Source organism: Achromobacter sp. GW823-FHT04E03 (assembly GCF_058796095.1).
On the sequence record NZ_JBXAIJ010000001.1, the window covers coordinates 362,041 to 388,381 of the forward strand.

The window sequence follows — 26,341 nt, forward strand, 5'->3', positions numbered from 1 at the left end:
GAGCAAAACCATCAAGTTTTTGTCGCCCGCCGACACTCAGAACTCTTCCAGATAGCGCATGCGGAAGCGCCGGCCCTTGATATTGCTGTTGGACAGACGCGAGAACGCCTGCTTGGCGATCTGCCGGTCCAGCGCCACGTAGGAGTTGAATTCGGTGATGTTGATCTTGCCAACCTGCTCGAACGTCAGGCCGCCGTCGCCGGTCAGCGCGCCCAGCAGGTCGCCCGGGCGCAGCTTGTCCTTCTTGCCGCCCTGGATGCACAGCGTGATCATGGGCGCGCGCAAGGGACGATCCGCCTTGGGCCGCAAGGCCTTGATGTCGCCCCACACCAGCGGCGCGCCCTGATACTGCTCGATCAGGTTGGCCCAGCGCATCTCCTCGGGCGAGCACAAGCTCAGCGCCAGGCCCTTTTGTTCGCCGCGGCCGCTGCGGCCGATGCGGTGCACGTGGACCTCGGTGTCCTTGGTCACGTCGACGTTGATCACGGCGCCCAGGTTCTGGATGTCCAGGCCGCGCGCCGCCACGTCGGTGGCCACCAGCACGGCGCAGCTGCGGTTGGCGAACTGGATCAGGATTTCATCGCGCTCGCGCTGTTCCAGGTCGCCGTTCAGGGCCTGGGCGCTGATGCCTTCGGCCTGCAGCCGTTCCACCAGGTCGTGGCTGCGGATCTTGGTGTTGCAGAAGGCCAGCGTGGATTCGGGGCGGAAGTGCGCCAGCAGGCGCGTCACTGCGTCGAGCCGGTCCTTTTCGTCGATTTCGTAGAAGATCTGCTCGATGCGGCTGGCGTCATGCTGCGCCTCGACCTTGACCTCGGCGGGATTGCGCAGGAAGCGGGCGCTGAGCTTGCGGATGTTGTCGGGATATGTTGCCGAGAACAGCAGCGTCTGGCGCTTGGTCGGGCAATGCGAGGCGATGGCCACGATATCGTCATAAAAGCCCATGTCGACCATGCGGTCGGCCTCGTCCAGCACCAGGGTGTTCAGGCCCGACAGGTCCAGGCTGCCGCGCTCCAGGTGATCCTGGATCCGGCCGGGCGTACCCACCACCAGGTGCGCGCCGCGCGCCAGCGATTCGGCTTGGGGACGGGCGGCGGCGCCGCCGCACAGGGTCAGGATCTTGACGTTGGCGATCTGGCGGGCCAGCCGGCGCAACTCCTGTGCGACCTGGTCCGCCAGCTCGCGCGTGGGGCAGACCAGCAGTGCCTGTGGCGTCAAGCGCGCGGGATCGAGCTTCTGCAGCACGCCCAGGCCGAAGGCCGCGGTCTTGCCGCTGCCGGTCTTGGCTTGCGCAATGAGGTCGCGGCCTTCCAGGATGAGCGGCAGGCTCTGGGCCTGGATGGGTGTCATCTGCTCGAAGCCCAGGCTCTTCAGGTTGTCGAGCAGGGCGGGCAGCAGGGGCAGGGAGGTAAAGGAAGTGTCGGTCACGATAGAAGAGTGTCGCTTTCTGCCCGGCATCGGCCTGGCGGCAAAAGGAAGGGGCGGCTGCGTCATGAGGCAGGCGCGCGTACGCCCAAGAGTGTAATGCCTGCGGCCGATGGCCCTTGCAACAAAGGCGGAACATAGCGTTCCAGACGCGCCCCTGGGCGGGCGGGAGCCGCCGGCCGCTAGGCGTCAGGCCCGTAGGTGCCGGCCAGCGCCCGGGCGGCCTCTTGCATGCGCGGCAACCAGGCGCGCGCGCCTTCGATGGACAGCCGGGCCACCGGTGCGTGCAAGGCGACCGCGGCGATGGCGCGCGTGCCATGCAGAATGGGCACCGCCATGCAGACGATGCCCAGCAGGAATTCCTCGCGGTCGAAGCTCGCGCCTTCCTTCTTGATGGTGCGCAGTTCCTGTTCCAGCGCGGCCACGTCGCACAGCGTGTTGGGCGTGTAGCGCGGCAAGGGCGCCGCGGCCAGCAGCCGCTGGCGCGCCTCGCGCCGCATGTGGGCCAGGAACAGTTTGCCGCTGGCCGAGCAATGCAGCGGCACGCGCGAGCCCGATTGCAGGTTCACCCGCAGCGGCCAGGCGGTTTCGACGCGGTCCAGGTAGATGACCTCGTCGCCGTCCAGCATGGTGCAGTTGCAGGTTTCGCCGATTTCGTCGACCAGGCTGTCCAGGATGCGGTGGCGTTCGCCGCGCAAGGGTGAATTCAGCAGGGTTTCACGTGCCAGCGCGCTCAGGCGCGGGCCGCTGACGTAACTTTTGCCGGCGGGCTCGCGCAGCAGCATGCCGGCGTCGACCAGCCGCGACAGGATGCGCAGCACGGAGGGCTTGGGCAGGCCGGTGGCGTCCGTCAGCGCAGCCAGCGATACCGGCTGCCCCGAGCGGGCGACCTGTTCCAGCAGGGTCAGCGCGCGCAGCGCTGCGGAGGATTCGTCTTTCATCTTTCAATAATTGAAGATTCGGCGGCTTGCTGCGCATCGTCGCACAGATTTTGCAGAAAATGAAACGCCATGGGCTGGGAACGGGCAGGTTTCTGCTGCAGTATCGGATCATGCCGGCCCAGATGCAATCCGACACCGCCGGCCTGCCAGGAGAGAGACCATGAGCAGCAAGCAACACATGACCCCCAGCGAAGCGTTTGTGGAAACGCTGGTCGCGCAGGGCGTCAAGGACGTATTCGGCATCGTCGGCTCGGCCTTCATGGACGCGCTGGACCTGTTCCCGGCGGCCGGCATCCGCTTCGTGCCGACGGTGCACGAGCAGGGCGCCGCGCACATGGCCGACGGCTACTCGCGCGTGACGGGGCGCCACGGCGTCTGCATCGCGCAAAACGGCCCCGGCATCACCAATTTCGTGACCGGCGTGGCGGCGGCGTACTGGGCGCATAGCCCGGTCGTGGCCATCACGCCCGAGACCGGCACCGCGGGCATGGGGCTGGGCGGTTTCCAGGAAACCGAGCAGTTGCCGATCTTCTCGCGCATCACCAAGTACCAGGCCCATGTGAACCGGCCCGACCGCATGGCGGAATTCACCGCCAAGGCCTTCGACAATGCGCTGGCCGAGCGCGGTCCGACGCAGTTGAACATCCCGCGCGACTATTTCTACGGCGAGATCGACGTGGCCATTCCGGAACCGCGCCGCATCCGCCGCGGTCCGGGCTCGGAAGAGGACCTGGAGGCGGCTGCGCAAATGCTGGCGCAGGCCAAGTTCCCCGTCATCGTGGCGGGTGGCGGCGTGCTGTTCTCGGAAGGGCAGGCGGAATGCGTGGCTCTGGCCGAACTGCTGGGCGCGCCGGTGGTCACCAGCTACCTGCACAACGACGCATTCCCCGCCAGCCACCCGCTGTGGTGCGGCCCCTTGGGCTACCAGGGCGCCAAGGCCGGCATGAAGCTGCTGTCGCAGGCCGACGTGGTGCTGGCGCTGGGCACGCGCCTGGGACCCTTCGGCACCTTGCCGCAGCACGGGCTGGACTACTGGCCGCAGGGCGCGCGCATCATCCAGGTGGACGCCGACCACCGCATGCTGGGCCTGGTGCGTCCGGTGTCGGTGGGCATCTGCGGCGATGCCAAGCCGGCGGCTGCGGCGCTGGCGGGCAAATTGCGGGGACGCGAGATCGCTTGCGCCGCCACCAAAGGTGGCCGCGCCGAACAGATCGCGGCGCAGAAGGCCGAATGGGAAAAGGAACTGGACAGCTGGTCGCACGAACGAGACGACTGGAGCCTGGACATCATCGAGCACGGCGGCGGCCGCATGCATCCGCGCCGCATGCTGCGCGAGCTGGAACGCGCCATGCCCAAGCATGTCATGGTGTCCACCGACATCGGCAACATCTGCTCGGTGTCCAACAGCTATCTGCGCTTCGACGAGCCGAACTCCATGCTGGCCGCCATGAGCTTCGGCAATTGCGGCTACGCCTTGCCGGCGCTGATCGGCGCGAAGCTCGGCCGGCCCGACCGTCCGGCCGTGGCCTACGTGGGCGACGGCGCCTGGTGCATGAGCTTCCAGGAATTGCTGACCTGCGTGCGCGAGAAGATACCGGTGACGGCCGTGGTGTTCCACAACGGCCAATGGGGCGCGGAAAAGAAGAACCAGGTGGACTTCTACGGCCGCCGCTTCGTCGGCAGCAACCTGAAGAACCCGAACTTTTCGGAGTTGGCGCGGGCCATGGGCGCGGAAGGCATCAGGGTGGAGCATGCCGACCAGGTGGGCGCCGCCCTGCAGGCCGCATGCAAGGCGCAGTCCGAAGGCAAGACCACCGTGCTGGAGATGATGGTCAGCCAGGAACTGGGCGACCCGTTCCGCCGCGACGCGCTCAAGCAGCCGGTACGCTTCCTGGACAAGTACAAGCAGTACGTGAACCAGCCTTTCCATCCGGGCGAGGTGCCGCTGTCGATCGATCCGGCCAAGCGCTGATCGCGCAGCGTGCGTCCGGCGCGGCGGCGGCCGCGCCGGATTTCTTCCGCCAGGCGCCGCGGATCTCCGCGGCAGGAGCAGACAGAAATGGAAAGCGATCGCTTGTTCGAGCCGCTGCGCAATGCCGCGCTGTCGGCCGGCCGCTTGCGCACCGCGGTAGCGTATCCGCTGTGCCCGACCAGCCTGGGCGCGGCCGTGCAGGCGCGCGACGCCGGCTACATCGAGCCGGTGCTGGTCGGCCCGGCCGCCAGGCTGCGCGTCCTGATGGCGGAACTGGGGCTGCGCGACAACGAAGTGGAAGTGGTCGACACGCCGGATGACGAGTGCCAGGCCGCGCGCGCGGCGGCGGCGCTGGCCCGGGACGGCGCGGTGCGCATGCTGATGAAGGGCAGCCTGCACACGGACCACTTCATGTCGGCCGTGGTGGCGCGCGACGCCGGCCTGCGCACCGATCGGCGCATCAGCCACGCCTTCGTGATGGCGGTGGCGGCGTACCCCAAGCTTTTCATCCTGACCGACGCGGCCGTCAACATTGCGCCCACATTGCAGGAGAAAGCCGACATCGCGCAGAACGCCATCGACCTGGCGCGCGCGCTGGGCGTGGACCGCCCCAAGCTCGCGGTGCTGTGCGCCACGGAGTCCGTCAATCCTTCCATGCCCGCCACGCTGGACGCGGCGGCCCTGTCGAAGATGGCGGACCGCCAGCAGATCCGCGGCGGCGAGATCGACGGCCCCTTGGCCTTCGACAACGCCATCTCGCGCGAGGCAGCCGATCAGAAGGGCATCGTCTCGCGCGTGGCGGGCGATGCCGACATCCTGCTGGTGCCCGATATCGAGGCCGGCAACATGCTCTACAAAGAGCTGACCTGGCTGGCCGGCGCAGGTACCGCCGGACTGGTGCTGGGTACGCGCGTGCCTGTGCTGCTGACCAGCCGCTCCGATTCCATGCAGGCCCGCGTCAACAGTTGCGCAGTCGCTTCGCTGTACGCGCGGGCGCTGGCAGCCTGAATCCAGACCGTCCGCGGGGCTGGCTCCAAAAAGTCCGGCGGTTTGGTACTAAGCCTGGACCAGCAGGCTGGATACGCTAGCCCCAAGGCCATCCGATGAATGGCTCGTGACACTGGACATCAAGGGGTAGAACATGCGCAGCGCAAAAAAATGCCTGACCACGATACTGACGGCGTTGGCCCTTGCGGGCGGGGCCATGGCTGCGGACGCGCCCAAGTCCGGCGGTACGTTGGTGATAGGGTCGACGCAGGTGCCGCGGCACCTGAACGGCGCGGTGCAGTCGGGCATCGCAACCGCCTTGCCCAGCACGCAGCTGTTCGCCAGCCTGCTGCGCTACGACGCCGAATGGAAGCCGCATCCCTATCTGGCGCAGTCCTGGGAACTGGCGCCGGACGGCAAGTCGCTGACCCTGCATCTGCGCAAAGATGCGGTATTCCATGACGGCAAGCCAGTGACTTCGGCCGACGTGGCGTTCTCGGTCATGGCGGTCAAGAAGAACCATCCGTTCCAGACCATGTTCGCGCCCGTCGAGGCCGTGGACACGCCGGATCCCTACACCGTGGTGCTGCGCATGAGCAAGCCCCATCCGGCCATCCTGCTGGCGCTGTCGCCGGCCCTGATGCCGGTGCTGCCCAAGCACATCTACGACGATGGACAGGACCTCAAGAGCCATCCGCGCAACTCGGCCGACGTGGTCGGATCGGGTCCGTTCAAGTTCAAGGAATTCAAGCCGGGCCAGGAAATCGTGCTGGAGAAGTTCGACAAGTTCTTCCTGCCCGGCAAGCCCTACCTGGACCGGATCGTGGTGAAGATCAATCCCGACGCCACCAATCTGCTGATCGGGTTGGAGCGCGGCGACATCGGCGTGTTGCCCTTCATGACCGAGCCCACCATCCTGCGGCGCGCCAAGGAAAATTCCGCCATCGTCATGACCAGCAAGGGCTATGAGGGCATAGGCGCCCTGAGCTGGCTGGCTTTCAATACGGCGCGCAAGCCCTTGAACGACGTGCGGGTGCGGCAGGCCATCGCCTATGCCACCGACAAGGGCTTCATCACCAAGGCGCTGAACGCGGGCTTCGCCAAGCCCGCCGACGGGCCTATCATCGGCACCAGCCCGTTTGCCACGCAGGACGTGGCGAAGTATCCGCTGGACCTGAAGAAATCCGAGCAACTGCTGGAAGAGGCAGGCTACAAGAAGGACGCCAAGGGCGAACGCCTGTCGCTGACGGTGGACTACATGCCGGGTTCCGACGTGCAGGGCAAGAACGTGGCGGAATACCTGCGCAGCCAGTTGAAGAAGGTCGGCATCGCGGTGCAGGTCCGCGCCTCGCCTGATTTCCCGACCTGGGCCAAGCGCATCGCCGGCAAGGATTTCGACATGACCACGGACATCGTCTTCAACTGGGGCGATCCGGTGATCGGCGTGCACCGCACCTACCTGTCCAGCAATATCCGCGACATCATCTGGACCAACACGCAGTCCTATTCCAACCCCAAGGTGGACGAACTGCTGGAACAGGCCGGCACCGAAACCGACGCGGACAAGCGCCGCGCGCTGTACGCCGAATTCCAGCGCCTGGTCACGGCCGACGTGCCCATCGACTTCCTCACGGTCATTCCGTACCACACCCTGTCGCTGAAGAAGGTGCACGGCCTGCCGGACGGCATCTGGGGCGTCATATCGCCCATGGACGACACCTACCTGCAGTAGGGTGGAGCCGCCATGACGCGCTATCTCTTGCGCCGCCTTGCCTATGCGCTGGTGCTGCTGCTGGCCGTGGTGACGCTGAATTTCCTGCTGATCCACATCTCGCCGGGCGATCCGGTCGAGACCATCGCGGGCTCCATGGGCGGCATCAGCGAAGAACTGCGTGCGCAGCTGCGTGCGCAGTACGGGCTGGATAAGCCCTTCCTGACGCAACTGGGCATCTACCTGATGCAGGTGCTGCGGGGCGACCTGGGCTATTCCTATTTCTTCAACGTGCCGGTGGCGCAGCTGATCTGGGACCGCGTGCCTGCCACGCTGCTGCTGGTGGTGACCTCGGTGCTGAGCGCGTTCCTGGCCGGCACGCTGCTTGGCACGCTGGCCGCGCGCAAGCCCAATGGGCCGCTGTCGCAAGGCATCACGCTGTTGTCGGTGGTGGGCTACTCCGCGCCGGTGTTCTGGACGGGCATCATCCTTATCATCCTGTTCGCCTCGGCGCTGCCGATCTTCCCGGTGTCGGACATGCGTTCCGCCGGCGGGCCGCAGGACGGCTGGGCGGGTGTGCTGGACGTGCTGCATCACCTGGTGCTGCCGGCCTTCACCCTGGCCTTCGTCTACCTCGCGCAGTACAGCCGGCTGGCGCGCGCCAGCGTCATGGAGGCGCTGTCGGCCGACTACATCCGCACCGCGCGCGCCAAGGGCTTGCCGGAACGCTCCGTGCTCTACAAGCACGCGCTGCGCAACGGCGTGCTGCCGGTGGTGACCATGCTGGGCCTGCAGTTCGGCAACGTGCTGGCCGGCGCGATCCTGGTCGAGACGGTCTTCAACTGGCCCGGGCTGGGCCGGCTGGCGTTCGACTCCGTGCTCAGGCGCGACTATCCCACGCTGCTGGGCATCCTGCTGTTCGCCTCGCTGCTGGTGGTCGTGATGAATCAGCTTACCGATCTGGCCTATCGCCTGATCGATCCCAGGATCAAGACCTCATGAGCCAGACTCCTCCCGCCGTATCCATTGCCGCCATGCAAGGCCAGGCGGCGCGGCCGCCGGCCCGTCCGTCGTACGAGGCCTTGCGGGTATTCGCGCGCAATCCCGCGGCGCTGGCAGGCGTGCTGCTGCTGGCCGCCATTCTGGCCGTGACGCTCTTTGGGCCCATGATCATGGAGGCGGATCCCTTCGAGATCGCCGGCGCTCCCATGACGCCGCCGGGCGCGGACGCGCTGCTGGGCACCGACTACCTTGGACGGGACGTATTGACCGGCATGGTCTATGGAGGCCGAGCCACCTTGCTGGTCGGCGTGGTGGCGGCCGTGCTGTCCATGGCCATCGGGCTGACGGTCGGCGCGCTGGCGGGCTATTACGGCGGCTGGATCGACGAAACCCTGATGCGCATCACTGAATTCTTCCAGGTGCTGCCGACCCTGCTGTTCGCCATGGTGCTGGTGACGCTGTTTTCGCCGTCGCTGGCGACCATCGCCATCGCCATCGGCGTGGTCAGCTGGCCGGGCACGGCGCGGCTGGCGCGCGGCGAGTTCCTGCGCCTCAAGCGCCGCGAGTACGTGCTGGCCGAGAGGGTGATAGGCGCGGGCGACGCGCGCATCATCTGGCGCGTGATCCTGCCCAACGCGCTGGCGCCGCTGATCGTGTCGGCGACGCTGGCAATAGGCACGGCGATCCTGTTCGAGGCCGGCCTGTCGTTCCTGGGGCTGGGCGACCCCAACATCATGAGCTGGGGCTTGATGATAGGCAGCAATCGCCCCTACATCCTGACCGCGTGGTGGGCGGTGACCCTGCCGGGCGCCGCCATCTTCCTGACCGTGCTGGCCGTCAGCCTGATCGGCGACGGGTTGAACGACGCGCTCAACCCGAACTCGCGGGGGCGGGCATGAACGCCGCGCTGCAGGCGCCCGTGCTGGAGGTCGACAGCCTGAGCCTCGAGTTCCAGTCGCGCGGCCGTGTCGCCGAGGTGCTGAGCGCGGTGAGCTTCGACTTGAACCCCGGCGCAACCCTGTGCCTGGTGGGCGAGTCGGGCTGCGGCAAGAGCATGACGGCGCTGGCCATCATGCGGCTGATACCAGCGCCGGGGCGCATCGGCGGGGGCTGCGTGCGCCTGCGCGGCGACGACCTGGCCGGCCGCGACGAGGAGGCCATGCGCCAGGTGCGCGGCAACAAGATCTCCATGATCTTCCAGGAGCCCATGACGGCGCTGAATCCCGTGTATACGGTCGGCGACCAGATCGCGGAGCCCCTGCGGCTGCATCAGGGCCTGAGCAAGAGCCAGGCGCGCGAGCGTGCCATCGAAATGCTGAAGTCGGTGGGCATCCCCTTGCCGGAGCGGCGCGTGGACGATTATCCGCACCAGATGTCCGGCGGCATGCGGCAGCGCGTGATGATCGCCATCGCGCTGGCCTGCGATCCGGATGTGCTGATCGCCGACGAGCCGACCACGGCGCTGGACGTGACGGTTCAGGCGCAGATCTTCGACCTGCTGCGCGAACAGCAGGCGCGGCGCGGCACCGCGGTGCTGCTGATCACGCATGACATGGGCGCGGTGTCGGAGATGGCCGACCGGGTCGTGGTCATGTACGGCGGACGGGTGGTGGAGCAGGGCGGCGTGCGCGAGATCCTGGCGCAGCCCCGCCATCCCTACACCCAGGGGCTGATCGCCTGTCTGCCGGAGCTGGACCGCGAGCCCGACGACGTGCGCCCGGACCTGCCGGAGATTCCCGGCGTGGTGCCCTCGATCTGGGAGCGCGGCGCGGGCTGCCCCTTCATGGAACGTTGCGGGCAGGCCATGGCGCGCTGCCGCGACGCGTTTCCGCCCCTGACCCGTGTAGGCGAGGGGCAGGAAGTCGCCTGTTGGCTGTATCCGGAGACCGCGCAATGACGTCACCGCAATCTTCCGCCTTGCTGTCCGTGCGCGATCTTGCCGTGCATTTTCCCATCGGCGGGCGTGGCCGCGACGGCAAGCCGGTGGTCGTGAAGGCCGTGGACGGCGTGTCCTTCGAGCTGCAGCGCGGCCGCACGCTGGCGATCGTGGGCGAGTCCGGTTCGGGCAAGACCACCACGGCCTTGTCCGTGCTGCGGCTGGCGGACCCGACCGCGGGCTCCATCCACTTCGACGGTACGGACATGACGGCGCTGAACGGCTCCGCCCTGCGCCGCATGCGCCGCCGCGTGCAGCTGGTGTTCCAGGATCCGTATTCCTCGCTCAATCCGCGCCAGCGGGCGGGCGACATCGTGCGTGCGCCGCTGGACCTGATGGGCATCGATCCGCCCGGCGGACGCGAGGCGCGCGTGGCCCGCATGTTCGAACTGGTGGGCCTGCGCCCGGAGCAGCGGCAACTGTTTCCGCACCAGTTTTCCGGCGGCCAGCGGCAGCGGCTGAACGTGGCGCGGGCGCTGGCCAGTGCGCCGGACCTGATCGTCTGCGACGAACCGGTGTCCGCGCTGGATATCGCCATCCGCGCGCAGATCCTGAACCTGCTGCGCCGCATTCAACGCGAGCAGGGCCAGTCGTTCCTGTTCATCTCGCACGACATGGCGGTGGTGGAGCACATCTGCGACGACATCGCTGTCATGTACCTGGGCAAGATCATCGAGCAGGCCACCCGCAACGCCTTCTTCACGCGGCCGCTGCATCCCTACAGCGTCGCCTTGATGTCGGCGGTGCCGACCGTGAAGGGAGGGCGCGAGCTGGCCGCGCGCCGCGTGCGGCTGGCGGGCGATCCGCCCAGTCCGGTCGATCCGCCGCCGGGCTGCCGTTTTGCCGGACGCTGCCCGGCCGCGCAGCCGCTCTGTACCACGCGCGAACCCGGCTTGCGGGAAGTCGCGCCGGGCCACCGCGTGGCCTGCCATTTCGTCGAATCCCGCGATGGCGTCCTGGCGTCGCCGCTGCAGGGATGAGCCCACCCTCCGATAGAAGGACAGACAGATGACCGACACCCGCGCCCGAACCACGATCTATGCCGCGCGCAGCATCCTGACCATGAACCCGATGCAGCCCCGCGCCACGCACGTGGCGGTGCGCGAGGGCCGCATCCTGGGCGTGGGCAGCCGCGAGGAACTGGCGGGCTGGGGGCCGGCCGACCTCGACGAGCGCTATGCGGACAGGGTGCTCATGCCAGGCCTGGTCGAAGGGCATTGCCATCTGCCGGAAGGCGGCATGTGGAAGTTCGTGTACGTGGGCTTCTACGACCGGCGCGGACCCGATGGCAGGCTGTGGGAAGGCTTGAAGAGTTTCGATGCGGTGGCCGCGCGGCTGCGCGAGGCCGAACGCGTCCTGGCGGCCGGCGAGACGCTGATAGGCTGGGGCTTCGACCCGATCTTCTTCGAAGGCGCGCGCATGCGCGTGCAGGACCTGGACGCGGTGTCCGCCGAGCGGCCCGTGGTGGTCATGCATGCCAGCATGCACCTGATGAACGTGAACACGCCCATGCTGGCGCGCGCCGGCATAGACCGCGATACCGACATCGAGGGCGTGACGCGCATGGAAGACGGACGGCCCAGCGGCGAACTCTGCGAATTCGCCGCGATGTTCCCCGTCATGCGCCTGATCGGCAGTCCATTCCGCACCGTGGGCGTATCGGAAGAGGGCCTGCGCATGTTCGGCAAGGTGGCGCAGTGGGCGGGCGTCACCACGGCCACGGACCTGGTCAATGAACTGGGCGACGAGGGCCTGGCGACGCTGGCCCGCATCACCGCCGAACCGGACTATCCCGTGCGCATCGTGCCGGCCGCGTCCGCGCTGACCTACGCGGGCGATCCGCAGCGCTGCCTGGCCAAGCTGGCCGAGGCCCGGCGCCTGAACAACGACAAGCTGCATCTGGGCATGGTCAAGCTGGTGGTGGACGGTTCGATCCAGGGCTTTACCGCCCGGTTGCGCTGGCCCGGCTACTACAACGGCGCGCCCAACGGCATCTGGGTGATCGCGCCGGCCGAGCTGGACGCAATGGTCCAGACCTACCACGACGCCGGCGTGCAACTGCACATACATACCAATGGCGACGAAGCCACCGAGCTTGCGATCGACGCGGTGGATCGCGCCTTGCGCCGCAGCCCGCGGCGCGATCACCGCCATACCTTGCAGCATTGCCAGATGGCCGACGCGGCCCAGTTCCGGCGCATGGCCAGCCTGGGCATGTGCGCCAATCTCTTTGCCAACCACATCTTCTACTGGGGCGACGCCCATCACGCCCTGACCATGGGGCCGGACCGCGCCAGGCGCATGGACGCCTGCGCCTCGGCGGCGCGCGCCGGCGTGCCGTTCTCCATCCATTCGGATGCGCCCATCACGCCGCTGGGACCGCTGTTCACGGCCTGGTGCGCCGTGAACCGCCAGACTTCGTCGGGCAAGGTGCTGGGGGAGTCTGAACGCATCGGTGTGGAGCAGGCCTTGCATGCGGTCACGCTGGGCGCGGCCTACACCTTGCACCTGGACCATCTCGTCGGCTCCATCGAGGTCGGCAAGCATGCGGACTTCTGCGTGCTGCAGGACGATCCGCTGGAGGTGGCGCCCGAGAAACTGAAGGACGTGCGCGTACTGGGCACCGTGATCGGCGGCAGGCCCTTGCCACTGCGGGAAGCCTGAGATGGCGGCCCATGGCGCACCGCGAATTGCGCTGACCGTGGTGGGCGGATTCCTGGGCGCGGGCAAGACCAGCTTGCTCAATCATGTGTTGTCCCGCAGCCAGCGCCGCGCGGCGGTCCTGGTCAATGACTTCGGCCCGGTCGATATCGATGCCGGGCTGATCGCGCAGCGCAGCGACCAGGTGATCAGGCTGGCCAACGGCTGCGTCTGCTGTTCCGTGGCGGGCGGCCTGGACGATGCCCTGGCGCGCGTGCTGGCGCTGGACCCCTTGCCGGAATGGATCGTGATCGAGGCCAGCGGCGTGTCGGATCCGGGCCGCATCGCGCAGGTCGGCATGTCGGATCCCATGCTGCAGCTTGAGGGCGTGGTGGTGCTGGTAGATGCCGCGAACGTGCGCACGCTGGCGGCGGATCCCTTGCTGGCCGATACCGTGGAACGCCAGCTCAAGGCTGCGGATCTGCTGGTGTTGAACAAGACCGATCTGGCGTCCGCCGCCGAACTGGCGTCGTTGCGTTCATGGCTGCAAGCGGCGACACGCGGGGCCGCGATGGTCGAGACGCGCGAAGGGCGCGTGGACCTGCGCCATCTGCTGGGCGAAGGCGGGTCTTGCGGCCTTGCGCAGGCATGCGCCAGCGGCGCTTGCAACCATGCGGGACACGTCCACGCCGCGATGCCCGACGACCCCGACCATCCATTCCAGAGCTGGCTGTGGCGCGCGCCCGCGCTGCTGGACGCCGACCGGCTCGCCAGCCGGTTGCGCGACGCGCCCAGGCAGCTGCTGCGGGCAAAGGGCTGGGTGCGCACCGATCGCCACGGCCTGGTGCTGGTGCAACTGGCGGGCCGGCGCGTGCGCTACGACACGCAGGCCAGGCCGCCCGAGGATCTGGACGAGCCGTCGCTGGTGCTGATCGGCATGCGCGGCGCCGTTGATCCCGCGGGCGTCGACGCCTGGCTGGCGCCGGCGGCGGCGTGAGGGGCGGGCGTAGATAGGTATAGATTTATTGGATTGCTTGTCAATTTTTTCCTTGTTGACCGATTCGAGGCAAACGGGAGAATTCGCCGGTTCGATAGCCGGCCCTTCTCCCGGCTGCTTACTGACCTATCGGCTTACAAGGAGCGAATCATGACAGGCATTTCCGGGGGCTTGCGCAAGGCCGCAATCGTATTCGGCGGCTCGCGCGGCATCGGCGCCGCCATTGTCCGGCGGCTGGCGGCCGACGGCGCGGACGTGGCGTTCACCTATGTTTCCGCGCCCGAGCGCGCGCGCGAGACCGCGGCCGCGATCGAAGCGGGCGGGGCGAGGGCGCTGGCCATTCATGCCGACAGCGCGAACTCGGAGGCGATTCGCCTGGCCGCCGCGCGCGCGGCCGAGCATTTCGGACGGCTCGACATCGTGGTGGTCAACGCCGGCATCCTGAAGTTGGGCGGGGTGGCCGACGTGAGCGTGGCGGATCTCGACCAGATGCTGGCCGTCAATGTGCGCGGCGTGTTCCTGGCGATCCAGGCCGGCGCTGCGCACCTTGCGCGCGGCGGCCGCATCGTTACCATCGGCAGCAATTTGGCCGCGCGCATCGGCGGGCCGGCCGTGAGCGTCTATGCGATGACGAAGGCGGCGGTGGCGACGATGGTCAAAGGCATCGCGATCGACCTTGCACCCCGCGGCATCACCATCAACAACGTGCAGCCCGGGCCGATCCAGACCGATATGACGGTCAACCATCTTGATGCGGTCGTTCCGCTGATCCCGTTGCAGCGCGTCGGCAGCGCCGATGAAATCGCGTCGCTGGTGGCATGGCTTGCCGGCCCCGAATCGGGATACATGACGGGGGCCAGTTTGACTGCCGATGGCGGGATGACGCTGTAGCCGGCGCCGTCCGCAACACGGCGGGACGCCCAACCGGGCGGCCGGTTGCGCATTGCGCGGCCTGCCACCCGATGTCGCTTCTGGTGCAAGCGATTTCCCGTTTCTGGTTCTAGACCCTGCCTGGGGGCTCACTTACCTTTGGTCCTGAATGCTGGCGCGTGTTGCGCCCGCGTCTACCGGAGGTATGCAATGCAGAAGACCGTCACCGCGGACATGCTGGCCGAATTCGCGGCGGCCTGGAACCGCCACGATATCGACGCCTTGATGTCCTTCATGAGCGACGACTGCGTGTTCGAGACCGTGGCCGGCCCCGAGCGATGGGGCGCGCGGCACGAAGGCCGCGAGGCGGTGCGGGCGGCCTTCGCGGCGGCCTGGGCGAATTTCCCCGATGCGCAGTGGCAGAACGGCACGCATTGGGTCGCAGGCGACCGCGGCGTGTCCCAATCGACCTTTACCGGCACCGCCGCCGACGGCTCCCGCGTGGAGGCGGACATGGTGGACGTCTTCACCTTCCGGGACGGCAAGATCCGCGTGAAGAACGCCTACCGCAAGCAGCGCCCGGTATTGCCGGCCCGCGGTTGAACACGCACCCGCATCCAGCAACCGGAACGCAGCATGGATACTCAAATGTCCTTCCAACCTGTAGGTCCGGCCCCCGCTGGCCGGACGGCGATCAGCGCCTACAACCCGGCCTACGATCCGCTGGTGTCCCCGCCCGGCCGCGGGCAGGACTACGCGCCCACCTACTGGGTCGCGACCGCCGGCGAACCGCCCGAGGATGACGGCCCCGTCAACGGCGATATCGACGCCGACGTGGTGATCGTGGGCTCGGGCTTTACCGGGCTGTCGGCGGCGTTGACGCTGGCGCGCGACTTCGGCGTGAAGGCCGTGGTGCTCGAGGCCAATCGCGCGGTGTGGGGCTGCACCAGCCGCAACGGCGGACAGGGACAGAATGCGTCCGGACGCCTGTACCGTTCGCAATGGATAGCGCGCTGGGGCCTGGCGACCGCCAAGCGCCTGGACGCCGAGATCCGCGAAGGATTCGAATATTGGAAGAGCCTGGTGGCCCAGGTGGATTGCGACGCGCAACCTGGCGGCCATCTGTACACGGCGCACCGCCAGAAGAAGATGGCGTTCCTGGAAAACGAAGCCCGCGTGATGCGCGAGGTGTTCGGCTATGACGCCCGGATGTTGAGCCGGGAGGAATTGCGCGAACGCTACGTGTACGACCGCGAGGCGGTGGGCGCGATGCACGAGCCGGATGGCGTGGGCGTGCATCCGTTGAAGCTCGCCTATGGCTATATGCGGCAGGCGCGGGCCCTGGGCGTGCGCATCCATCCGGGCAGCCCGGTGCTGGGCTGGCGCGCCGAGAATGGCGGTGTGCGGCTGCAGACTCCCAACGGCTACGTGCGCGCGCGGCGCGTGGCGTTCGCCACTGGCGGCTATACCGCGCAGGGCGTCAACCGTTTGCTGGACAACCGCATCATGCCGGTGCTGTCGAACTCGCTGGTGACGCGGGTGCTGACGCCGGCGGAACGCGATGCAGCGGGCCTCAAAAGCACGGTGTTCATCACCGACACGCGAACCCTGCGCTTCTATTACCGCCTGCTGCCCGACGGCCGCATGCAGATCGGCAGCCGCAGCGCGCTGCGCGGCGCCGACGCGCAGCATCCGCGCCATCTGGCTCTGCTGCGCGAAGGGCTGGCGCGCAAGTTCCCCACGCTGGCGGGCGTGGACGTGGACTATTCCTGGTGGGGCTGGGTGGACGTGAGCCACGACATGATGCCGCGCGTGACCCAGCCCGACCCGGCGCAGCCGGTCTATTACGCCTTCGGCTACGGGGGCAATGGCGTGGCGTTCTCGGCCCACGCGGGCAAGCGCCTGGCGCAACGCATGATGGGCAAGGACGGCGTGGCCTGGGACCTGCCGATCTACGACTCGCCCTTGCCGGGGCATATGTTCGCGCCGTTCCGCAGGCTGGGCCAGGGCCTGCTGTACCGCTGGTACTACCTAAGAGACGAAGTGCTCTAGCGCGTGCAAGTCCGGGCCCTGCGGGGCCTGCTTGCCGTCCGCGGCGCGGCCGCGGTAGCGGTCGACCACCTTGGCCAGCCGGGCAATCCCCGGCTCGATGTGTTCCGGCCGGATCGATGTGAAGCCGACCCGCAGGAAGTTGCGCGGCGCGTCGGCTCCGTTCATGAAGAAGACGTCGCCGGGTTCCACCACCACGCCCTCGGCCAGCGCGGCCTCGGATAGCTCGCAGGCGTTGAGCCAGGGCGGGCCTTGCAGCCAGCAGGACGAGGATCCGGTAATGGGTATGACCTTGAAATCGGGCAGGTGCCGCGCCAGCGCGCGGGCCAGTTCGGTGCCGCGCTCCTGGTAGGCCTGCGATTGCCTGCGCAGCAGCGAATGGTGGTGCCCCAGCGAAATGAACAGCGAAAACGCCCGCTGGATGTAGGCCGAAGGGTGGCGCAGCATGAGCCGGCGCAGGGCGCGCAGTTCCGCGGTGAGTTCGCGTGGCGCCACGATGTAGCCGATGCGCAGGCCGGGCGCGAAGGACTTGGCCAGGCTGCCCACGTAGATCACGCGGCCGTCGCGGTCCAGGCTCTTCAAGGCGGGAATCGCGCCTTCGCCCCAGCGGCTTTCGCTTTCGAAGTCGTCCTCGATGATCAGGCTGTCGGCCTGGCGCGCCAGCGTCAGCAGGTTCTGGCGGCGCTCCGGAGATAGCGTGACCGTGGTGGGGCACTGGTGGCCCGGCGTGACGAAGAGGTAGTCGCAGCCCAGCAGATGGGTGCCGGTGCATAGCCCTTGTTCGTCCACCGGCAGCGGCAGCAGGTTGCGCGTGTGGCTGGCGAAGATGTTGCGGGCGTCGGGGTAGCCGGGATCTTCCATGCCGACCACCGTGTCCTCGTTGACCAGCAGGTCGGCCAGCAGGTAAAGCGCATGCTGCGCACCCACGGTGATGACGATTTCCTCGGCGTCGGCCCAGACGCCGCGGCGGGGCAGCACCTGGGTGCGGATCTGCTCGATCAGTGCGGGGTCGTCGTGGGTGATCAGGTCCGGCGCCCAGCTGCGGATGTCCAGCACCGACAGCGCCTTGATGCAGCATTCGCGCCATTCCGCGGTGGGGAACAGGTCCTGGTCGAACTGGGCGTAGACAAAGGGATAGGGCTGCTTCTGCCAGTCGCGCGGCTTGGTGATGTTGCGTTGCCGGGACGGGCGGAAGCGCAGCCTTTCGTCCCAGCGCACGTCCGGCTCGCCGCCGTCGGCGGGCGGGGCGTCGGAAGCGGGCCCGGAATGGCCGCGCATGACCGTGTCGCTGACGAAGTGGCCGCTGCGTTCGCGCGACACCAGATAACCCTCGCTCACCAGTTGCTGGTAGGCGAACACGACGGTGTTACGCGCGATGCGCAGCTGGTCGGCCAGATGCCGGCTGGACGGCACCGGCGTGCCGGGCGGCAGGTGGCCGCTGAGGATGGCGGACACCAGCATCTGGCGCACGCAGCCCTGCAGGCTGAGGTTGGGCGCGCTTTCGCGTTCGAACAGGCGCTCCCACAACACAGGCTTGAGCATCGAGGCCTGGCTGGACATGACGGCTCCTTGTCTAGGCCGCGCAGCCGGTAGCCGCTGCGCAGGCGCCGCTCTTGAGGATAGAGGAGCCGGATGGGGGACGAAATGAGGGATTGCCCGGGCGCGTTTCAGACCCGTCCCTTCCACGGAATGGCGAACTTCTCCAGATAACGGACCAGCAGGTCGAAGGCGAAGGCGAACACGCCGATCACGATGATGCCCATGATGACGGTGTCGCTGGCCAGGAACTGGGCGGCGTTCAGCACCATGAAGCCCAGGCCGCGGTCGGCGGCCACCATTTCGGCGGCCACCAGCGTGGTCCAGCCCACGCCGATGCCGATGCGCATGCCCGTGAAGATCTCCGGCATGGCGGCCTTCAGGATCACGTGCCAGACCACCTGCGCAGGCGTGCCGCCCATGGCGTAGGCCGCGTGGATCTGTTCGATCGACACCGAGCGCACGCCGGCGCGCGCCGCGATTGCCATGGGCGCGAAGATCGCCAGGTAGATCAGCAGGACCTTGGGGAATTCGCCGATGCCGAACCAGATGATGATGAGCGGCAGGTAGGCCAGCGGCGGCAGCGGGCGGTAGAACTCGATGGGCGGATCGAAGATGCCGCGCGCGTAGCGGTTCACGCCCATCAGGATGCCGACGGGAATGGCGGTCACGCAAGCCAGGAAAAAGGCCCCGAACACCCGCGACAGGCTGGCCAGCGCATGTTCGGTCAGCGTGGAGTTGGCCACGCCGTCGGTCATGGCCGAGACGAACTTGTCGTACACCGCCAGGGGCGAGGGCAGGAACAGCGGCCGCACCCAGCCGGCGCTGGTCACCAGGAACCACAGCCCGATGAGCGCCAGGCTGGTGATCAGGCTGATGTGGCCGCTGTAGCCCGCGCCCGGCGCGCCATAGACCTTGCCCGGCGCGGCGGGCTTGTGTCCCGGGCGGCTGCTAGCCATGGAAGCCTTGGGGGGAGGAGGCTCGCTCGTCGCCATAGATGATGCCGAGGACTTGTTCGCGCATGGCGATGAAGTCGGGACTGGATTTGATGCTGCGGCCATCGCGGGTCTCCAGGTAGCGCCGGTTGAAGTCCGGCGTGAAGGTATGCGTGATGCGGCCCGGGCGGGGCGACATGACGATCAGCCGCGAACCCAGAAACAGCGCTTCTTCGACGCTGTGCGTGATGAAGAAGAACATCTTGTTGGTCTGCCGCCAGATGTCCAGCAGCAGCTCCTGGATGGTCTCGCGCGTCAGCGCGTCCAGCGCCGCCATGGGTTCGTCCATCAGCAGCATGGCGGGGTTGCAGGTCAGCGCGCGCGCGATGCCCACGCGCTGCTGCATGCCGCCGGACAGCTGGTAGATCATGTGGCGGTGGAAGTCCTGCAGGCCCACCAGCTCCAGATTGCGGCGCGCGCGGGCGCGGCGGGTTTCCTTGTCCACGCCTTGCAGCTTCAGGCCGAACTCGGTGTTCTCCAGCACGTTCAACCAGGGCAGCAGGGCATGCTTCTGGAACACCACGCCGCGGTCGGCGCCGGGACCCACGATAGGCCGGCCGCCCAGCGTGATCTCGCCCTCGGTGGGCGACAGGAAGCCGGCCAGCAGGCTGAGCAAGGTGGTCTTGCCGCAGCCCGAGGCGCCCAGCGCCACGACGAACTCGCCAGGCTGGATGGTCAGGTTGACGTTCTGCAACGCGATGACCGGACCGCTTTCGTGCAGGCCGGAGTAGGTGACGCTTACTTTTTCCGCGCACAGGCTATGCGTGGCGGACGAGGACTGCATGGTCATGCCGGCTCCCCTGGTTGCGACGGGCTGCGCGCAGCCCTGCGTGGCGCTGGGCAGGCGGCGCCGGACGGGCCGCCTTGGCCGCAAGCGCTCCTTACTTCTCGGCCGCCTTGGCGTACTTGTCGGTGACGTGCGGGCTGTAGTCGGCCAGGGCGCGGTCGATCTGCTTCTGGTCCTTCAGGAATTGGGCGCTGGCCGCGAAGGCGCGCGCGGCGCCCGATTCCTTGCCGCCGCCCAGCCAGACATTGGAGGCCTGTTCCTGCACGGTCGGGAAGACCAGCAGCTGGAGCGCTTCGACCATGTCCTCGGGCTTGCCGCCGATCAGCTTGACGATGCTCTTGACCTGCGGGGAATCGGCGGTCCACTTGGCGCTGTTGGCGCGGTAGTCCGCATAGGACTTGGCCAAAACGCTGGTGAAGGCGGCCATGAACTTCGGATTCTTGGCGGCCCAGGCGCGATCGACCACGATGCCGTCGAAGGTTGGCACGCTGGCTTTGCCGATCTGTTCCGAGTCGGCAATGATCTTGCCGCTCTTGGCGATCTCGGTCAGGGCGGGCGGCCAGACGTAGGCCGCGTCGATGTCGCCGCGCTGCCAGGCGGCCACGATCTGCGGCGGCTGCATGTTCAGGATGCGCACGTCGCGCGGATTGATCTTCCAGACCTGTTCCAGCCCGACCAGCAGATGGAAGTGCGAGGTGGACACGAAGGGCGTGGCGACGCGCTTGCCCTTCAGGTCCGCCGTGCTGTTGATGCCGGAACCGTTGCGCGCCACCAGCGCCTCGGATTTGCCGATGTTGTCCAGGATCCAGAACAGCTCCATGTCGACGCCGCGGGTGGCGGCCGCGGTGATGCCGGTGGAGCCCAGCACACCGACCGGCACATTGCCGGAGGCCAGCGCGGTGGAGATGTCGCCGCCGGAGGTGAACTGGCGCCAGTCCACCTGGTAGCCGGCGTCCTTCAAGGCCTTGTCGAAACTGCCGTCGGCGATGGCCGTCAGGAATGGCCCCACGATCAACTGGTAGCCGACCACCAGCTTGGTCTGGGCATAGGCGGGAGCGGCCAACAGCGCGGCGGCCAGGCCGGCCAGGGTGCAGCGGCGGATGAGGCGGAATATCGCGTTCATGGAGATCTCCGGGAGGGAACGGCCGCGCTCCGGCGCGACCGGCATGCTGGAGCCAGTTTGCCCGGATGGAGCCAGAACGCTAGGGCCAGATGCCCTAATCAGTAGGAGCCAAAAAGGCCCGGGCCCGCCCGCCGCGCCGGCAACGCCAGTCCTGGCGCGGCCGGCGCGGCGGGGTGCGGCCGGCGAGGCGGCCCGCGATATGCGCCAAAAGGGGGAGAGGGGGATCGGCCTAGCGGATGAGGCTCAGGAACTCGGCCCGGGTCGACGGATTGTCGTGGAATTCGCCCAGCATGACCGAGGTGACCATGGACGAGTTCTGCTTTTCCACGCCGCGCATCATCATGCACATGTGCTGGGCCTCGATCACCACGGCCACGCCGGCCGCGCCGGTCACCGACTGCACGGCCTCGGCCACCTGGCGGCTGAGGTTTTCCTGGATCTGCAGGCGGCGCGCGTACATTTCGACGATGCGGGCGACCTTGGACAGACCCAGCACCTTGCCGTTGGGCAGGTAGGCCACGTGCGCCTTGCCGATGAAGGGCAGCATGTGGTGTTCGCAGAGCGAGTACAGCTCGATGTTCTTGACCAGCACGATCTCGCGCGTGTCGGAGGTGAACAGCGCGCCATTGACGATTTCGTCCAGGTTCTGGCCGTAGCCGCGGCACAGGTGGCGCATGGCCTTGGCGGCGCGGGCGGGCGTATCGGCCAGCCCTTCGCGGGACGGATCTTCCCCTAGTTCTTGAAGAATGGCGGTGTAGTTCTTTTCCAATGACATCGGGGACTCCTGGGGGCGGCGCTGGTTGCGGCGCTTTACTGTGTAGCGTAGTGCTGCAAGTCTACCGCAGCGCGGGAAAACGATCAGGCCGGGCTCAGGCCCAGGCCCAGGCCCAGGCCCGGGTCAGACCCCGCGGTTCTCGACCGCGTACTTGATCAGCTCGGCCTGGCCGTCTATGCCCAGCTTGCGCTTGATGTTCAGGCGATGGGTCTCCACCGTGCGCACCGACAGTCCCAGCGCCTGCGCGATCTGCTTGTTGGCCTCGCCGCTGGCGATGTGGCGCAGCACGTCGCGTTCGCGCTGCGTCAGCATGGTGGCTGGCGCCGTGGCCTGCGACAGGCGCACCGCGACCGCAGCGCTGAAATAGCTGCGGCCTGCCATGACCGCGTCGATGGCGGTGACGATCTCATGCGCCGGTTCGTCCTTCAGCAGATAGCCGCGCGCACCGGCCTTGACCGCCTGCACCATGTATTCGGGGTTGTCGTGCATGGACAGCACCAGCACCGCGATCTGCGGGTAGCGCTCGTGCAGCAGGGCGGTCAGTTCCAGCCCGCCCACGCCGGGCATGTTCAGGTCCATCAGCGCCAAGTGCGGCAAGGTGCCTCCTTGCGGGTCCTCGGCCAGGCAGGCGGCCAGGAAGGCCTGGGCGGCGGCGGCGTTGCCGGCTTCGCCCACCACCCGCAGTTGCGGCACGGTTTCCAGGCGCAGCCGCAGCCCGTCCCGCACCAGCGGGTGGTCGTCGATCAGCAGCAGCCGGATGGCGTCGGGCTTGTGGTTCATGCGTCGGAACTCGCGGGGAGAGGGGCGGCGGGCAGCGGCAGCCAGGCCTGCAGCACCGTGCCGTGGGAAGTGGAGCGGAAAGTCAGCGTGCCGGACAGCGCGTTCATGCGTTCGCGCATATTGCGCAGGCCGATGCCGCGGCGCGGATCCTGTTGCACCTCGGCATAGTCGAAGCCGCGGCCGTCGTCGGCGATGGTCAGGCGCAGGTCGCGTGGCGAATAAGCCAGCGTCATGTCGGCGCGGGTGGCGCCGGCGTGGCGGATGACGTTGGTCAGGGCTTCCTGGGTGACCCGGAACAGGGCGGTGGCATAGGCCTCGGGCAGCTTCACCGGCTGCCCGGCGGTGTGCAGGCGCACGGCCAGAGGCGGGGCGCCATCCTGGCTGGGAATGGCGAATTCCCGGCCCAGATGTTCGAGTGCGGCCGGCAGGCCCAGGTCGTCCAGCAGCGTCGGCCGCAGGTTGTGCGAAATGCGGCGGACTTCGCCCACGGCGGTATTCAATCGGTCCAGCGCGCCGCCCAAGGGGGTGTCGATATGAGCGAGGACGCGTGGCTCGTCCGGCAGCGTCTGCCGCAGCCGTTCCCGCGCCGCTTCCAGCGACAGCTTGATCGACACCAGCACCTGGCTGATGCCGTCATGCAGCTCGCGCGAGAGCCGTGCGCGCTCGTCTTCCTGCGAACGCACCAGCTGGCGCGCCATCAGCCGCAGCTTGGCGTCGGACTGGCGGTGGTCGCTGATGTTCAAGGCCAGGCCGCAGGCCGCCACGCCCAGGATGGACACGGCGGCAATCCCGGCCACCCAGGCGAACATGCTGCGGATATTGGCCTGGGCGGCGGCGTCGATGCGCTCGAGCGCCTGCTGCACGTCGTCCAGGTAGATGCCGGTGCCCAGCATCCAGCCCCAGCGCTCCAGCACCACCACGTAGCCCAGCTTTTCCTCGGTCTGGTGGGTGGACGGCTTTTCCCAAAGGTAGTGCACCGCTTCGCCGTCCTGGCCGCCGCGCCGGGCGGCGGTCAGCAGATTCTGGATGACGGGCTGGCCCTTGTTGTCGCGCAGTTCCCAAAGGTCCTGCCCAACCAGCTCCGGCTGGCGCGGGTGCATCAGGTTCCTGCCCTTCAGGTCGTAGACGAAAAAGTAGCCGTCGTGGCCGAATTCCATTTGCGCCAGCAGGTCCAGCGCGCGCTGGCGGGTGGCGTCATCGTCGGCCGCCGCCTGCAGGGGGGCGATGGCGCTGTAGGCCAGGTTGACGTAGTGGCGCAGCTCGCCTTCCTTGCTGGCCAGCCAGGCGTTTTCCACGACCTGCTTTTCGCGCTGCGCCAGCTGCAGGCCCTGCACGTAGACGGCCACCGTGATGGCGGCGACGGCCACCAGCAAGGGCACCGCGGCGAGCAGCAGGATTTTCAGGCGCAGCTTCATGAAGGATTTGTATCAGCGCGAACGCGAATATTGCGGCGCAGCATTTTGCTTGCCGCAGTCAGGATCGGGAAATTTCAGCCGTGATTTTACGATTTTCGCCAAATCATGCTGCGGCGCATTGCGTAGTAACACGTAGCGGAATTGCGTAGTTTCGCGCTTGTTGCTGCGTAGTCAAAACGAAATACTAGCGTCCGCGTCGACACGGCGCTGCGTGGACGCGCGCGCGTCCGCCACCCCACAACAATGAGTCTGCCTTCCGCGGGACGATAAAAGCGTTTCACGCCAAAAGCATGGCGGGAGGCTAGAGGAGCACTTATGCAAACCAGCAGTAAGGGACTGGGTCAGCACCTGGTCTGGCTGGCGGTTGCGGTACTGGGCGCGTTCGCGCTGGGCACCGTGGCGCTGGCCAGAGGGGAGACCATCAATGCGCTATGGGTGGTGATCGCCGCCGTATGCGTGTATCTGATCGCATACCGTTATTACAGCCGCTTCATCGCCAAGAACGTGTTCCAGCTGGATCCGACGCGCATGACGCCGGCCTGGAAGCACAACGACGGCCTGGACTACGTGCCCACCAACAAGCACGTGCTGTTCGGCCACCACTTCGCCGCCATCGCTGGCGCTGGCCCCCTGGTGGGCCCGGTGCTGGCCGCGCAGATGGGCTATCTGCCGGGCATGCTGTGGATCCTGGCCGGCGTGGTGTTCGCCGGCGCCGTGCAGGACTTCACGATCCTCTTCATCTCGACCCGCCGCGACGGCCGTTCGCTGGGTGACCTGGTCAAGTCCGAGCTGGGCAAGATCCCGGGCGTGATCGCGCTGTTCGGCGCCTTCATGATCATGGTCATCATCCTGGCCGTGCTGGCGCTGATCGTGGTCAAGGCGCTGACGCATTCGCCCTGGGGCACCTTCACGGTGGCCGCGACCATTCCCATCGCGCTGTTCATGGGCGTGTACCTGCGCTATATCCGCCCGGGCAAGATCGGCGAAGTGTCCATCATCGGCTTCGTCGGCCTGATGGCCGCCATCACCTTCGGCCAGGACGTGGCCGCGCACCCGGTGATCGGCCCCATGTTCGACTTCGACGGCAAGGGCCTGACCTGGATCCTGATCATCTACGGCTTCATCGCTTCGGTGCTGCCGGTGTGGCTGCTGCTGGCCCCGCGCGACTACCTGTCGACCTTCCTGAAGATCGGCACCATCGTCGGCCTGGCCATCGGCATCGTCGTGGTCGCGCCCGAGCTGAAGATGCCCGCGCTGACCCAGTTCGTCGACGGCACCGGTCCGGTGTGGTCGGGCAACCTGTTCCCGTTCCTCTTCATCACCATCGCCTGCGGCGCGGTGTCGGGCTTCCACGCCCTGATCTCCTCGGGCACCACGCCCAAGCTGATCGAGAACGAAACCCAGGCCCGCTACATCGGTTACGGCGGCATGCTGATGGAATCCTTCGTGGCCATCATGGCGCTGGTGGCGGCTTGCGTGATCGAGCCGGGCATCTACTACGCCATGAACAGCCCGGCGGCCGTGATCGGCACCACGCCCGACCAGGTGGCCCAGGTGGTCTCCAGCTGGGGCTTCGTGGTGACGCCCGCGGACCTGATCCAGACCGCCAAGGACGTGGGCGAAAGCACCATCATCTCGCGCGCCGGCGGCGCTCCGACGCTGGCCGTGGGCATGGCGCACATCCTGCACCAGGCCATCGGCGGCCCGGGCATGATGGCCTTCTGGTACCACTTCGCCATCCTGTTCGAAGCGCTCTTCATCCTGACTGCTGTCGACGCCGGCACCCGTGCGGGCCGTTTCATGCTGCAAGACCTGCTGGGCACCTTCGCCCCGTCGCTCAAGCGCACCGACTCGCTGCCTGCCAACCTGATTGCCACCGGCCTGTGCGTGGCGGCCTGGGGCTACTTCCTGTATCAGGGCGTGGTCGATCCGCTGGGTGGCATCAACACGCTGTGGCCGCTGTTCGGCATCGCCAACCAGATGCTGGCCGCGATTGCGCTGACGCTGGGCACCGTGGTGCTGTTCAAGATGAAGCGTGACCGCTACGCCTGGGTCACGGTGCTGCCGACCCTGTGGCTGCTGGCATGCACGCTGACCGCCGGCTGGCAGAAGCTGTTCCACGCCGACCCGCGCGTGAGCTTCCTGGCCCATGCCGACAAGTACAACGCGGCCATCGCCGAAGGCAAGGTCCTGGCTCCGGCCAAGTCCCTGGGCGAAATGTCGCGCGTGGTCTTCAACGACTACATCAACGCCGGCCTGTGCGCGATCTTCATCTTCGTGGTGGTGAGCATCGTGGTGTTCGGCCTGCGTTCGGTGCAGCGTGCGCGCAACGAGAACAAGCCCACCGCCCGCGAAATGCCGTACGAAACGCTGCCGGCCGCCGCCGGCGCGGACTGAGCGCAA

General features: G+C 67.5%; 22 protein-coding genes. 13 read left to right on the forward strand and 9 right to left on the reverse strand.

Features of this window, described 5'->3' with window-relative positions:
* Positions 1–36: 36 nt before the first annotated feature.
* Both dbpA and AC1RHV_RS01715 read right to left on the reverse strand, forming a co-directional pair.
* The gene (dbpA, locus tag AC1RHV_RS01710; RefSeq protein WP_119451102.1) at positions 37–1,425 is read right to left on the reverse strand and encodes an ATP-dependent RNA helicase DbpA; all 1,389 of its coding nucleotides are present in this window, start codon (positions 1,423–1,425) and stop codon (positions 37–39) included.
* Positions 1,426–1,604: 179 nt separating this feature from the next.
* A complete protein-coding gene (locus AC1RHV_RS01715; RefSeq protein WP_054456783.1) occupies positions 1,605–2,363 on the reverse strand; it encodes an IclR family transcriptional regulator in 759 nt (252 codons plus the stop codon).
* Positions 2,364–2,523: 160 nt separating this feature from the next.
* Here AC1RHV_RS01715 and xsc point away from each other — a divergent pair, with 160 nt between their 5' ends.
* The 12 genes from xsc (at position 2,524) to AC1RHV_RS01775 (ending at position 16,530) form a co-directional block, all read left to right on the forward strand.
* Positions 2,524–4,335 carry a sulfoacetaldehyde acetyltransferase gene (gene xsc / locus AC1RHV_RS01720; RefSeq protein WP_054456784.1) on the forward strand — a complete coding sequence of 604 codons (1,812 nt, stop codon included), beginning with the start codon at positions 2,524–2,526 and terminating at the stop codon, positions 4,333–4,335.
* A gap of 87 nt (positions 4,336–4,422) precedes the next feature.
* Positions 4,423–5,343 (forward strand): bifunctional enoyl-CoA hydratase/phosphate acetyltransferase, encoded by a 921-nt coding sequence (locus AC1RHV_RS01725; protein WP_175180824.1) that lies wholly within the window; start codon positions 4,423–4,425, stop codon positions 5,341–5,343.
* Between the two features lie 133 nt (positions 5,344–5,476).
* Positions 5,477–7,054: an ABC transporter substrate-binding protein gene (locus AC1RHV_RS01730; protein WP_054456786.1), complete on the forward strand. Its 1,578-nt coding sequence runs from the start codon at positions 5,477–5,479 to the stop codon at positions 7,052–7,054.
* Between the two features lie 12 nt (positions 7,055–7,066).
* A complete protein-coding gene (locus AC1RHV_RS01735; RefSeq protein ID WP_054456787.1) occupies positions 7,067–8,035 on the forward strand; it encodes an ABC transporter permease in 969 nt (322 codons plus the stop codon).
* Positions 8,032–8,934 (forward strand): ABC transporter permease, encoded by a 903-nt coding sequence (locus tag AC1RHV_RS01740; protein WP_125470795.1) that lies wholly within the window; start codon positions 8,032–8,034, stop codon positions 8,932–8,934. Before AC1RHV_RS01735 ends, AC1RHV_RS01740 begins: the two co-directional genes overlap by 4 nt.
* Positions 8,931–9,932: an ABC transporter ATP-binding protein gene (locus tag AC1RHV_RS01745; RefSeq protein WP_492299631.1), complete on the forward strand. Its 1,002-nt coding sequence runs from the start codon at positions 8,931–8,933 to the stop codon at positions 9,930–9,932. The genes AC1RHV_RS01740 and AC1RHV_RS01745 overlap by 4 nt, the downstream gene beginning before the upstream one ends.
* A complete protein-coding gene (locus tag AC1RHV_RS01750) occupies positions 9,929–10,951 on the forward strand; it encodes an ABC transporter ATP-binding protein (protein WP_054456790.1) in 1,023 nt (340 codons plus the stop codon). Before AC1RHV_RS01745 ends, AC1RHV_RS01750 begins: the two co-directional genes overlap by 4 nt.
* A gap of 28 nt (positions 10,952–10,979) precedes the next feature.
* The gene (locus tag AC1RHV_RS01755; RefSeq protein ID WP_192354208.1) at positions 10,980–12,635 is read left to right on the forward strand and encodes an amidohydrolase; all 1,656 of its coding nucleotides are present in this window, start codon (positions 10,980–10,982) and stop codon (positions 12,633–12,635) included.
* Position 12,636: 1 nt separating this feature from the next.
* A complete protein-coding gene (locus AC1RHV_RS01760; protein ID WP_306651005.1) occupies positions 12,637–13,608 on the forward strand; it encodes a CobW family GTP-binding protein in 972 nt (323 codons plus the stop codon).
* A gap of 150 nt (positions 13,609–13,758) precedes the next feature.
* Positions 13,759–14,499: an SDR family oxidoreductase gene (locus AC1RHV_RS01765; protein WP_313388779.1), complete on the forward strand. Its 741-nt coding sequence runs from the start codon at positions 13,759–13,761 to the stop codon at positions 14,497–14,499.
* A gap of 189 nt (positions 14,500–14,688) precedes the next feature.
* Positions 14,689–15,081 carry a nuclear transport factor 2 family protein gene (locus tag AC1RHV_RS01770; protein WP_119451107.1) on the forward strand — a complete coding sequence of 131 codons (393 nt, stop codon included), beginning with the start codon at positions 14,689–14,691 and terminating at the stop codon, positions 15,079–15,081.
* A gap of 45 nt (positions 15,082–15,126) precedes the next feature.
* Positions 15,127–16,530: an NAD(P)/FAD-dependent oxidoreductase gene (locus AC1RHV_RS01775; protein WP_199728321.1), complete on the forward strand. Its 1,404-nt coding sequence runs from the start codon at positions 15,127–15,129 to the stop codon at positions 16,528–16,530.
* Here the strand turns inward: AC1RHV_RS01775 and pdxR are convergent.
* The 7 genes from pdxR to AC1RHV_RS01810 form a co-directional block, all read right to left on the reverse strand.
* Complete coding sequence (pdxR, locus tag AC1RHV_RS01780) at positions 16,510–18,087, reverse strand: MocR-like pyridoxine biosynthesis transcription factor PdxR (RefSeq protein WP_054456795.1); 1,578 nt, start codon at positions 18,085–18,087, stop codon at positions 16,510–16,512. The two genes, AC1RHV_RS01775 and pdxR, sit on opposite strands and share 21 nt — an antisense overlap.
* Before the next feature lie 107 nt (positions 18,088–18,194).
* Complete coding sequence (locus tag AC1RHV_RS01785; RefSeq protein ID WP_054456796.1) at positions 18,195–19,022, reverse strand: ABC transporter permease subunit; 828 nt, start codon at positions 19,020–19,022, stop codon at positions 18,195–18,197.
* Positions 19,015–19,848, reverse strand: coding sequence for a taurine ABC transporter ATP-binding protein (locus AC1RHV_RS01790; protein WP_492299632.1), 834 nt, complete (start codon positions 19,846–19,848; stop codon positions 19,015–19,017). The genes AC1RHV_RS01785 and AC1RHV_RS01790 overlap by 8 nt, the downstream gene beginning before the upstream one ends.
* Before the next feature lie 91 nt (positions 19,849–19,939).
* Positions 19,940–20,968: a taurine ABC transporter substrate-binding protein gene (gene tauA, locus AC1RHV_RS01795; RefSeq protein ID WP_119451109.1), complete on the reverse strand. Its 1,029-nt coding sequence runs from the start codon at positions 20,966–20,968 to the stop codon at positions 19,940–19,942.
* A 229-nt stretch (positions 20,969–21,197) separates the two neighbouring features.
* On the reverse strand, positions 21,198–21,743 hold the full coding sequence (gene folE / locus AC1RHV_RS01800; protein ID WP_119451110.1) for a GTP cyclohydrolase I FolE: 546 nt from the start codon (positions 21,741–21,743) through the stop codon (positions 21,198–21,200).
* A gap of 123 nt (positions 21,744–21,866) precedes the next feature.
* Positions 21,867–22,523, reverse strand: a complete 657-nt coding sequence (locus tag AC1RHV_RS01805; protein ID WP_054456800.1) for a response regulator — start codon at positions 22,521–22,523, stop codon at positions 21,867–21,869.
* Positions 22,520–23,938, reverse strand: coding sequence for a cache domain-containing protein (locus tag AC1RHV_RS01810; protein WP_346547148.1), 1,419 nt, complete (start codon positions 23,936–23,938; stop codon positions 22,520–22,522). Before AC1RHV_RS01810 ends, AC1RHV_RS01805 begins: the two co-directional genes overlap by 4 nt.
* 315 nt (positions 23,939–24,253) lie before the next feature.
* On the opposite strand from AC1RHV_RS01810, the gene AC1RHV_RS01815 reads away from it, so the two are divergent.
* Positions 24,254–26,335: a carbon starvation CstA family protein gene (locus tag AC1RHV_RS01815; protein WP_054456802.1), complete on the forward strand. Its 2,082-nt coding sequence runs from the start codon at positions 24,254–24,256 to the stop codon at positions 26,333–26,335.
* Positions 26,336–26,341: the final 6 nt, after the last annotated feature.

Coding starts and splice junctions, on each gene's coding strand:
- AC1RHV_RS01715 (WP_054456783.1), bottom strand. CDS start 2,363: ATGAAAGACGAATCCTCCGCAGCGCTGCGCGCGCTGACCCTGCTGGAA.
- xsc (WP_054456784.1), top strand. CDS start 2,524: ATGAGCAGCAAGCAACACATGACCCCCAGCGAAGCGTTTGTGGAAACG.
- AC1RHV_RS01725 (WP_175180824.1), top strand. CDS start 4,423: ATGGAAAGCGATCGCTTGTTCGAGCCGCTGCGCAATGCCGCGCTGTCG.
- AC1RHV_RS01730 (WP_054456786.1), top strand. CDS start 5,477: ATGCGCAGCGCAAAAAAATGCCTGACCACGATACTGACGGCGTTGGCC.
- AC1RHV_RS01735 (WP_054456787.1), top strand. CDS start 7,067: ATGACGCGCTATCTCTTGCGCCGCCTTGCCTATGCGCTGGTGCTGCTG.
- AC1RHV_RS01740 (WP_125470795.1), top strand. CDS start 8,032: ATGAGCCAGACTCCTCCCGCCGTATCCATTGCCGCCATGCAAGGCCAG.
- AC1RHV_RS01745 (WP_492299631.1), top strand. CDS start 8,931: ATGAACGCCGCGCTGCAGGCGCCCGTGCTGGAGGTCGACAGCCTGAGC.
- AC1RHV_RS01750 (WP_054456790.1), top strand. CDS start 9,929: ATGACGTCACCGCAATCTTCCGCCTTGCTGTCCGTGCGCGATCTTGCC.
- AC1RHV_RS01755 (WP_192354208.1), top strand. CDS start 10,980: ATGACCGACACCCGCGCCCGAACCACGATCTATGCCGCGCGCAGCATC.
- AC1RHV_RS01760 (WP_306651005.1), top strand. CDS start 12,637: ATGGCGGCCCATGGCGCACCGCGAATTGCGCTGACCGTGGTGGGCGGA.
- AC1RHV_RS01765 (WP_313388779.1), top strand. CDS start 13,759: ATGACAGGCATTTCCGGGGGCTTGCGCAAGGCCGCAATCGTATTCGGC.
- AC1RHV_RS01770 (WP_119451107.1), top strand. CDS start 14,689: ATGCAGAAGACCGTCACCGCGGACATGCTGGCCGAATTCGCGGCGGCC.
- AC1RHV_RS01775 (WP_199728321.1), top strand. CDS start 15,127: ATGTCCTTCCAACCTGTAGGTCCGGCCCCCGCTGGCCGGACGGCGATC.
- pdxR (WP_054456795.1), bottom strand. CDS start 18,087: ATGTCCAGCCAGGCCTCGATGCTCAAGCCTGTGTTGTGGGAGCGCCTG.
- AC1RHV_RS01785 (WP_054456796.1), bottom strand. CDS start 19,022: ATGGCTAGCAGCCGCCCGGGACACAAGCCCGCCGCGCCGGGCAAGGTC.
- AC1RHV_RS01790 (WP_492299632.1), bottom strand. CDS start 19,848: ATGACCATGCAGTCCTCGTCCGCCACGCATAGCCTGTGCGCGGAAAAA.
- tauA (WP_119451109.1), bottom strand. CDS start 20,968: ATGAACGCGATATTCCGCCTCATCCGCCGCTGCACCCTGGCCGGCCTG.
- folE (WP_119451110.1), bottom strand. CDS start 21,743: ATGTCATTGGAAAAGAACTACACCGCCATTCTTCAAGAACTAGGGGAA.
- AC1RHV_RS01805 (WP_054456800.1), bottom strand. CDS start 22,523: ATGAACCACAAGCCCGACGCCATCCGGCTGCTGCTGATCGACGACCAC.
- AC1RHV_RS01810 (WP_346547148.1), bottom strand. CDS start 23,938: ATGAAGCTGCGCCTGAAAATCCTGCTGCTCGCCGCGGTGCCCTTGCTG.
- AC1RHV_RS01815 (WP_054456802.1), top strand. CDS start 24,254: ATGCAAACCAGCAGTAAGGGACTGGGTCAGCACCTGGTCTGGCTGGCG.